This window comes from Armatimonadota bacterium (assembly GCA_016223145.1).
Lineage (GTDB): Bacteria > Armatimonadota > Fimbriimonadia > Fimbriimonadales > Fimbriimonadaceae > Nitrosymbiomonas.
On sequence record JACRPN010000016.1, the window covers coordinates 19113 to 29288 of the forward strand.

Annotated in this window: 4 protein-coding genes; all 4 read left to right on the plus strand. The window is 58.5% G+C overall.

Going from position 1 to position 10176, the window contains the following annotated elements; translation table 11 throughout:
* Window positions 1-47: 47 nt before the first annotated feature.
* The 4 genes from HZC36_14720 to HZC36_14735 all read left to right on the plus strand — a co-directional run bounded on the left by HZC36_14720 (window position 48) and on the right by HZC36_14735 (window position 9967).
* Window positions 48-2957, plus strand: coding sequence for a glycosyltransferase (locus HZC36_14720; protein MBI5708233.1), 2910 nt, complete (start codon window positions 48-50; stop codon window positions 2955-2957).
* A gap of 7 nt (window positions 2958-2964) precedes the next feature.
* Window positions 2965-5628 carry a tetratricopeptide repeat protein gene (locus HZC36_14725; GenBank protein ID MBI5708234.1) on the plus strand — a complete coding sequence of 888 codons (2664 nt, stop codon included), beginning with the start codon at window positions 2965-2967 and terminating at the stop codon, window positions 5626-5628.
* Between the two features lie 122 nt (window positions 5629-5750).
* Window positions 5751-6110, plus strand: a complete 360-nt coding sequence (locus HZC36_14730; GenBank protein MBI5708235.1) for an iron-sulfur cluster assembly scaffold protein — start codon at window positions 5751-5753, stop codon at window positions 6108-6110.
* A gap of 584 nt (window positions 6111-6694) precedes the next feature.
* Window positions 6695-9967 (plus strand): RHS repeat protein, encoded by a 3273-nt coding sequence (locus tag HZC36_14735; protein ID MBI5708236.1) that lies wholly within the window; start codon window positions 6695-6697, stop codon window positions 9965-9967.
* Window positions 9968-10176: the final 209 nt, after the last annotated feature.

A 10176-nucleotide genomic window follows, 5' to 3' on the forward strand; every position in this document is an offset into this window, starting at 1 on the left:
GACAATGCCTGCCTAAATGGGTCGAGAACGCTGATCGGTGAAGCAAATTGCTAAGGCTGTCGAGTCGCAAGGAAATCCAGGAACTCATCCGCCCCGGCTGGAAAGTGCTTGACGTCGGGTCAGGCGACAATCCGTTTTGTAGGGCTACGGTGCTTCTTGACCGAGGTCCACGCGCGAGCACGGCAGGCGGCAGAACGTTTTCCGAAAACCCCAGAGCAAAACTTGCCCGCGATACCCGCCCGCTGGTGCTCGCAGACGTTGCGGCGCTGCCCTTTCAGGACAGTGCATTTGACTTCGTTTACGCGGCTCACGTGCTGGAGCACGTCAATGATCCGGCCAAATGTATTGGCGAGCTGACTCGAGTTGCCCCGCGGGGTTATGTCGAGGTCCCCCGTTCTTGGTTTGAATTCGTTGACGGCAGTCCGTTCCACAGCTGGCTGATCGACTTTGCGGGCGAGGAGCTAATCTTCCGGCCCAAGACAGAAGAAGAGCGAGCTTTCAGCCTGTCCCGGCGCGTTTTGGACAGGGACAAAGCGCTCTTTCTTGACTTCTACGGCCAGTCTGTTTCGGGGTTAGGCAACCTTGACCCCGGCGGGGAGAGTCTGGCCAAGAGCGTCTGCCACATCTGCCTTCTCTGGGAGAACAGCATCGAGTATCGCATTGAGCCTCCATCGAGCTACGCATCTACCGCCGCTGACCAAGTGGAGCTTCCTAAGGGCAATGTGCCTCTGTCGGTGATCATACACACCAAAGACGAAGCAGAGAACATCCAGGCGTGCCTGGCGAGCTGTGTCGGATGGGCGGACGAGGTGATCGTTGCTGACATGGAGAGCCGGGACACGACCCGGTATCTTGCCGCTCTTGCCGGCGGCAGGGTTGTCTCGGTGCGGCCGCAGGAGGAGTTTGACCGTTCGCGCAACGAAAGCGCCGCTTGTGCACGAAACGACTGGATTCTCTATCTCGACGCTGATGAGCGGCTGACCGAACCGGGACGAAGGCTGATTGAAGAGTTGATCGCCGGGGCTTCTATGAAAGTGGCCGCCTTTCAGCTCCCAATGCGGGTATTCAGCTTCGGCAAAGCTATTGATCATGCCGGACACTGGTGGCCAAGCTACAAATCTCCCCAGCTGCTGAGGAACGGCGAGTTTCACTTTCCTGGTCCCGTGCACTTGCCGGCCGAGGTAAGAGGCTCGGTCGTTCGGGTCGAGCCGACGGGGCCCGATCAGGCTATCCTCCATTTCTCTCATCCCTCCCTTGACGCCTATTTTGCCAAGCTCAACCGCTATACGGGCCTTGAGGCCAAGAAGCTTAGAGCTTCCGGCAGAAGTCCTTCTTGGCGGGAAGCAGCCAGGCGGTTCGGCTCGGTCTCGGCTTGGTATTACGACGAAACCTCAGGAAAGCGAGATGGGCTGGCAGGGTTTCTCCTCAGTCTTGGCAGCGGGATCTACGAAGCGGTTTCGGAGCTTAAGTTCATGGAGTCGGAAGGCGAGCAGGAAATTCCTTGCTCAGCCGAGGAGTTCTTCAGTGAAGTCCTCAATGCGGCAAAGACTGCTCCAATTGCGGATCAGAGCTCAGTGCCGACTTGGGTTAAGCACCTTGGCAGTTGGATGACGGAGACAGGGACAAAGCCCAGAGTATTCCAACTTGGATCGGGCAATGACTTCAACGAGCTTTCCCAAATGCTCGCAGATCTGCCCAAGGGCGCGTTTGTCCTTCTTCACGATACGAGCCACGCGCCAATCGAGGACCAGAGACGGCACGTAGAACGGGTTGGGAAGTGCCCGTGCCATCTCCTTGAAGGCGGGTCCAGGTTCGGCCGGTGGTGGTTCTTCTGGGCGAGGGACGGGGCAAGGCGAGAGCTCTCGGTCCTCTCGGTGACCCATTCCGGGGCTCTTCAGATAATGGGCGGCGGCGAGGTTCAGCTCTTCCAGTCCATCAAAGCTCTGAGGCAACGAGGCGTCGTCTCAGACGTGGGGACCGGCTGCCTGCCGGAAGGCGAATACGCCTTGGCCCACCTCTATTCCCTGCACCATCAAGGAATTGAAGCAGTGCTCAAAGAGCGGGGACTGCCATACGTCCTCTCGCCCATATACTGGGACCGTACCGAACTTTCGTGGGTTGCGCCGAGGCTGATGAGCGTCTTTGCGTCTTCAAGCTCGCCGCAGGATCTCGAGTCTGGCTATGCGACCGTTCGGGCACAGCGGACATTAGCGCTGAAGGGCTTTCGTGGGCCGCTTCCCTTTTCAGAGGAAAACCTGCGGCTCCTTGTAGGTGCTCAGATGGTCCTTCCCAATGCCCGGTCAGAAGGTAAGTGTCTGCTGAGGGCGGCGGCCGAGGTGAAACCTGTCTTCGCCCTGGTGCCTAATGCCGTCCAGGCTGCTTCGCCGGGTGGAATGGCCGTCGCTCTGCCTCCGGACATCCCCGACCATTTCGTGCTCTGCGTGGGCAGGATCGAGCCCAACAAGAACCAGCTCTCGCTCATCTATGCCCTGAGAGGTATAGACCTGCCGCTTGTGCTCGTAGGGGCTGAGGCGGATGAACCTTACGGCAAGCTCTGCCGCCAGATGGCGGGGCCTAACGTTCATTTTCTCGGATCCCTGACTTCGGGCGTTGTGGCGGAGCTGTACAAGAGAGCTTCGGTGCATGCCCTTCCGAGCTTTGGCGAAACGCCTGGGCTAGCGAGTCTGGAAGCCGCCATTTGCGGCTGCCCCTTGGTTGTCTCGGATAGGGGCGCCGAACGCGAGTATTTCGGAGATCTGGCAAGGTATTGCGATCCGCTCGATCCGGACTCCATCAGAAAAGCGATTGAGGAGTCCATCGGAGACCGGAGTGCCGCCCGTACCGCAAGCCTCAAGGAGAAAGTATCCATACAATATACGTGGGAAAATGCGGCTCGGATTCTTCACCAATCATACTGCTCCGTCCTTTTGAAGTGTAATATCGCGCCTACGGAGTGATATACCCTTGGATACTTCCCGATCCCCGCGCGTCTTGATCGAGGGCGCCTTCTTCATCCACCACAGCCTGGCCAAGGTCAACCGCCAGCTGGCCCTTTCGCTCTCAAGCCTGGGGATCGATGTCCGGATCGCCCCCTATGAGAAGCCGGGCGCCAGAGACCGCGCAGTGGATGGCTTTGAAGCACTCACCAAACTTGCGAAGAAGAAGGTGGGAAAGCCCGACCTCATCATCCGCCACGGCTTTCCTCCCAACCTCTGCCCTGGGGAAGTTCCGATCATCCTCATGCAGCCGTGGGAGTTCTTTGTAGCGCCCGAGGAGTGGGTGCGTTTTGTTAACGAGCACGCCGCAGGGCTCTGGGTGAACTCAAGCTTCACCCGTGCCGCCTATGTCCGCTCGGGAGTGGACCCAAGGAAGGTGCGGGTCTTGCCGCTTGGCGTGGATGGGAGCGCCCTGTCGCCCAAGACCGCGGCCGATCCAGAGCTTGCCGCGCACCCAGAGTTCAAGTTCCTCTTCGTGGGCGGCTCGATCACCCGAAAAGGGATCGACATCTTGCTCAATGCTTTCACTCAGGAGTTCAGGAAAGGTGAAGCGGTGCGTTTGGTGGTGAAAGACACGGGCACCCAGCACGTGTACCGGCACAACAACTGGGGTGAGGAGTTGGGCCGTCTCGCGAGCAACTTGACCGGACCGAAAGTGACCTACATCGCCCGGGATGTCTCTGAAGCGCAGCTGGCGGGGATATACCGCGCCTGCGACTGCCTGGTGGCGCCGTACCGAGCTGAGGGCTTTTGCCTGCCGGTACTGGAAGCCATGGCCTGCGGGCTGCCTGTTATCGTCACCTCCGGTGGTCCCACCGACGACCTGGTCCTGCATGGCTGCGGCTGGAAGGCAGGGGCGTCGATTGCCAATATCGACCAACTGGCGGGTCTTGAGTCCCCAATGCCCCAGGCCTGGCTCGAGCCCAGCGTTCCTGACCTTCGCTCAGCGATGAGAGAAGCCTTTGAAGGCAGGGCTACGGTCACCAAGGACTTTGGAGCAAGGGCCGCCAGGATCGCCTCTGAAAACTGGAAGTGGAGCGATATCGCGCCCCTTTACGCCGGCCGCATCCAGCAGATCGTTGGAAGCAACCAAGGCGGGGCTCGGATGGCCAAAGACCCCAAGATCTCCCTTTGCATGATCGTGAGAGACGAAGAGCGGGTTCTGGACGCGTGCCTGAGCTCCGCAAGGCCCTATGTCGATGAGATCGTTGTCGTGGATACGGGCTCCAAAGACAAGACCAAGGAAATCGCCTCAAAGTACGCCGACAAGGTTCTCGACTTTGCCTGGTGCAACGACTTCTCGGCCGCCAGGAACGTTTCGCTCTCCCACGCGACCGGCGACTGGATATTCTGGATGGACGCCGATGACACCTTGCCTCCTGAGACCGGTCAGGCGATCCGCTCTGCTGTCTCGCATGCCGACGAGGGCGTCACCGGCTTTGTCATCCCGATCCAGTTTGTTGAGACTTCAGAGCCAGGAGCGGTTAGGGTCGATCACGTCAAGCTCTTTCGGGCCGGAGAAGACATGCGCTTTGAAGGGAGAATCCACGAGCAGATCCTGCCTTCTTGCCGGCGCAGGGGAGGAGACATCGTTCGCCTGAACGTCGTCATCCTGCACTCCGGCTACGACACTTCTGTGGACGGGCAGGCCAAGAAGCGCGTCCGGGACAACACGATCCTGGACCTTGAGCTCATAGAGCGTCCTAACCATCCGTTCGTGCTCTTCAACGTCGGCATGACCCGCCATTTCGAGGGAAGGCACAAGGAGGCCGTCAAGTACCTGAAAAGGTGTCTGGCGGCAGCGGACCCGAACGAGAGCATTGTGCGCAAGGCCTATTCGCTTCTGGCCGTATCCCTCTCAGAACTCGGCAAGAAGGACGAGGCCCTCGCCACAGTAAGGAAGGGGCTTGAGATCGTTCCGGAAGATCCCGAGCTTCACTTCCGCGCGGGTTACCTGCTCAGCGACGAGGGCCGTCTCGAGGAAGCGCTCAGTCACTACGAGCAGGTGACCAAGGCCGACGTCGATGGCTTCTTTTCCAGCATCGACATGGGCATCATCACCTACAAGACGTACTTCAACATGGGCAATATCTGCCGTAATCTGGGCAGGTTCGATGAGGCCAAGCACTGGTTCTGGACCTCGATCAAAAAGGCGCCTCAGTTCCTGCCGTCCGCCTTTTCGCTCTTTGACTCCTGCATCGAGCACGGGGACTTGGATACCGCATTCTTTGTCCTTGAGAAGGTCCAGCAGGTCGAAGGCAGAAGCGAGAACTGGGCCAAGATGGTGGACCGCCACGCTGAGGCCGCCGGAGGGCAAGAGGCGTCCTTGAAGGTGCTTCGCCAGCTCTCGGATGGTAGCCCCGAATCCCGATCACTCAGACTGGTGCTCGCCCGAAAGCTCCTGGCTAAGGGAAAAGAGGAGGAAGCCGTGCCGGTCCTTGTGGAGCTGGCGGAAGCCGGCAGCGCCGAGGCCAACTACCTCCTTGGCGTTCACCACATCCGGCTAGGAGCATTTGACAAAGCCTTGGGACTCATGCGCCAGGCCCTGGTTCTGAACCCAGCCCATGAAGCGACCAAGGAGCAGATCGTGAACCTGGAGCGGCTGATAGGGGAGCAGGGCAAAGGCAAGTGATATAACTTAGGGCCAACTCTTCACAGCAATGTGGAAAACTCGCTGCTCATCATAACAATACTGGAGTATTATCAGGTCGTCGTACCTTTGAAGGTATGCGAGGGGATATAGGGAGTCCGCAGGTGTTTGGACCGATTGCCGCCGATCACATCTCAAGCCCCCGCAACGCCGGGAGCCTGGAGGACGCCACGCACTTTGGACAGTGCGGCATCCCCGGCGAAGGACCCTACGTGCAGGTGTGGCTGAGAGTCGAGGATGGCAGGATCGTCCGTGCCAGCCAGCAAACGAACGGCTGTCCCGCTCAGATCGCCTCGGCGAGCGTCACCTCGCAGCTTCTGGTCGGGCGCACCCTAGAGCAGGCCAGACTGATCGAGCCAAATGACATCCTCCTCATTTTGGGAGGGCTTCCTGACGGCAAGGACCACTGTCCAGAGATGGCGGTTTCGGCGTTAAGAAAGGCGCTTGGGGGAGATGCTCAGTGATTGGAGCAGAAGCGAGAGGCATAGCGAGAGCGGAATCGCCGAAGAGACAGGCATCCGCATTCAGGCTGGCTGCAAACCGAGGACGCCTCTGGATTTCAGAGAGCCTCAAGAACGTTTTGGGCCTTCGGCGGCGTTCAAACCAACCCGAGAAAGCAGCAACGGCCTGGGTCTATCGCACAAGCGCGCCCTCCGAGCCTTACTTCTTTTCAGGCAGCGGTTCAAGCCGGCAATTTCTGGCAGGAACGGGTTGGGTCCTGACAGAGCACGAGATTTCGAAGTTAAGGAGGCGAAAATGAACTGTTTCAATGGTGCTTGCTGGGGAGGCATGGCACAAGGCGCCCCAGGAGCCAGGGGCTGGTACTCAATTTATGGTGGTGGGCTCCTTTATCCGGTCGGGGCTGACGGAGGCACTTGCTCTGGTCCTGGTGGTGGTGGCGGTGGCAGTGTTTGTAGCGGCTCGGTTGCCGGCAATCTTCCAAGCCCACTGAATGCTTTCTATTCGCCGAGCGGAACTGACATGTCGATGCCCACTTCATGCTGGCCGATTGAATAACGAATCAGACTGACCTTTTCCTTGTGTCGCTATGAGTCGAAACTCCCATCAACTCGTTAACTCAACTCAAGGCTCCCTTGCCTATGAGTATCAGCCCGCGTCTGCCGAGAACCTCGGAGTCCGGCAGGATCCGGTTCTCACCCACCCGCACCGCCCGATTCCCAACCCAGCAACCGGAGAGCTTCAGATCGATCCAGAAATTGTCCTCAAAGCCAAGAGCTTCGGAATCTCGATCGACTTCTTCTATGGCAGCTTTTCAGGGAACGATGGACCCTATGGGAAAGGCCGCTCGGCCAGCGTCAATGCGTATGTGCAGTCGCAGACCGATGGCGTCGCCGTGACGATTATGCGTGGAAACGAGACGGCACTTGGGTTCAACAAGGTCGGAACCTCTGGGGGAATCACCACCTACTCGTATAACACTCAGTTCCTCAATGGGGGCACGACGCTCATCTACGACGGAACCAAGTTCACCGAGGAGTTTGCCGACGGCGTCAAGATGGTGTACCAGAACCAAACGGGGAGCGGAAGCAAGCATGAGCTTATCAAGATCGTGCAGCCCGCCGGTCCGGTGCTATCGTACATCTATGGCTCTGGGGTTGAATCCGGCTTGCTGAAGACGATCCAAACGCCAGACGGAAAGCTGGTTACGCTCAACTACGCTGCCAGCACGGGGACCTCCCTCTTGGATTCGGTGCAAGACTGGTCAGGACGCCGGTGGACGTTCCAGTATGACGCCCAGCGCTACTTGACAACAATGGTCACCCCCATGGGGTGCACAACGAAGTATGTCTATTCGCTCGCAGGTACCGGCAGCACAACCATGGTCCACGCCATCGAGGACCCTCGCGGCTACCGAACGACCTACATGTACGATTCGAATCGACGAGTCGTCTCCATGGCTGCCGGAACCGGGATTTGGACCTACCAATACGGCGGCGCCTTTCCCGCCACCTACAGCGGCTCTGTCGTGATCGCTCCAACAGGCGCCCGTACCACCAATATCCTCGATGGAACCGGTCGAATATCGGAGATCAGGAGGCCGGAAGGCTACACGTCTACCTACAGCTACGACTCCAACAGCTTTCAGACGAAGGAGCAAGTGCCGGCGGGAACCAGGTTCAGCCTCGTATTCGATTCGATGGGCCGTATCACGAAGTCTACCGACGCACTCGGCAACGTCACGACAATCCAATATGACTCCTCCGGCAACCTAACCACCCAGATCGATGCGCTGGGCAACACGAGCACCTTTGGCTATGACGGCAGCCGAAATCGCATTCGGGCCACCGATCAACTTGGTCGGGCGACTCAGTGGGTTTACGACGGCAGCGGCCAGATGACGGCGTCGGTGGATGGCAGAGGTCTTCGAACCACCTATAACTACGATTCCTCCGGCAACGTCGCCTCGATCGTCCATTCCGACGGCGGGATCGTCACCAACACCTATGACAGCCTAAACCGGTTGGAAACCACGACCGATCCTCTGGGGAGGAAGACCACCTACGTTTATGACGACGGCGATCACCGCGTTGCCATGGTCGATCCCCTTGGAAACCGCTGGACCTATGTGTACGACACCTGCCTTCTGGCTGCGGAAGTGGATCCTCTCGGCAACCGGACCAGCTACACCTATGACCGATTCGGCAATCGCTCCACGGTGAAGGATGCGCTCGGCAACGTCACCACCTATGAGTACGACAACATGGGCTACCTGACCACGGTCACGAACTCTCTTGGAAAGTCTCGCCAAGTAGTCTACAACTCGGCCAAGCAAAAGACCGCCGACGTGGACGAGCTGGGCAATCGAACCAGCTACACCTACGATTCCAGCGGCCGGATGCAGACGGTGAAAGATGCCAGAGGCAATATCAGCACCACCGTCTACAACGCCAGAAACGACGTGGTGTCCTCCGTGGATGCACTTGGGAATGTCTCGGAGTACTTCTACGACGCTGTGGGGAGGCAGACCGCCCAGAAGACTCCGCTTGGCTTCCGCTCAACGACGATCTATGACGCGGCCGGCCAGGTCTCAGCAAACATGGACCCGCTAGGCAACCGAACGACCTATCAGTACGACGCAGCTGGAAATCGAACGACGGTTACCGATGCGCTGGGCAGGTTTGCAACGAGCGTCTATGCCTCCAACAGCAACCTGCTCGCGGCAAGCGTGAATGCGCTTGCCCTGCGCACAAGCTACCAATACGACCTCGCAGGACAGCAAACTGGGATCCAGGATGCCAAAGGCAACTGGATCACCAAGGCCTACGACAACGTGGGCCGACAAAAGTCAATCCAGAATCAGATCGGAAAGCTGACGACGAGTTCCTATGACGCTGCGGGCAGGCTTGTCAGCGTGTTGGACGCCAAGGGAAACGTCAAGACCAACGTATACGACAACGTGGGCCGACTGACAGGCATCCTTTATCAGAATGACCCTCCGGCAACGTTCACTTACGATGCGGTCGGCCGAAGGACTCTGAGCCAGAACGCAACGGGTACTTCCACCTACGCCTACGACGACGCAGGCAGGATGTCGGGCAAGACCGATCCGGGTTCCCTGATTCAGACGTACTCCTACGATGCCGTGGGCAATCGAACACTTGTCATCGATCCGGATGGTGGACGATTCACCTACACATACGATGCCGTGAACCGACAGGAGAGCCTAAAGAACTCGTCGAACCGGCTCTCGACGGCTCAGTACGATGCAGACGGGCGCCTCACGACCCTTCTCGATGGCTTGGGCTCAAAGCGGCAGTACTCCTTCGATGCCAGCGGCCGGCTGACAACGCTGATCGAGCTCAATGCCTCAAACACGCCCATCTCCACCTTTGTGGACACCTGGGACGCGGTGAACCGCAAGACCGTGCAGGTTCGGGACACCGTCAGAACGACCTACACCTACGATGACGCCGACCGTCTGACGGGACAACAAAGGTCCGGGAAACGGGCAACCTTCGTGTATGATGATATAGGAAACATCCTGGTGAAGCATCAGGAGGGCACGAGCCCGATGAGCTTCACCTACGATGCGGCCAGCAGGATCGTGACCATGCTCCAAGCTACGGTCACCACGACCTTCACGTTCGACGACAACGGCAACCAGCTCTCGGAGAACAACAACGGCGCCCTGACGCAGTATGCCTACGACGATGAGAACCGGATGAAGAAGTTCACCGACACCGATGGCAGCGTGACCACGAACACCTACGATCCGGATGGGCTTCGGAGAGCAAAGATCGTGGCAAACGTGCCGAGCACGATGGTTTGGGATGGCAGCGACTATCTGGGGCAGTACTAATCATGGCTATGTCAGTTGTGTATTCGAATTTCTGCGGAATGATCACCCACGAGAACCGTGGAGGCACAGAGAGAGCCTATATGCCTGATCCTCTTGGCTCAACGGCAGCTCTGCTCGATAACTCCCAGAACAAGACCGACACCTGGGAATACTGGCCCTATGGGGAGGTGGCGTCAAGGACAGGGACCAACTCCACACCCTTCACTTTC

What these genes read in the sequence shown, in the direction of transcription:
- HZC36_14735 (MBI5708236.1), top strand. Translation starts at nt 6,695, where the DNA reads ATGAGTCGAAACTCCCATCAACTCGTTAACTCAACTCAAGGCTCCCTT.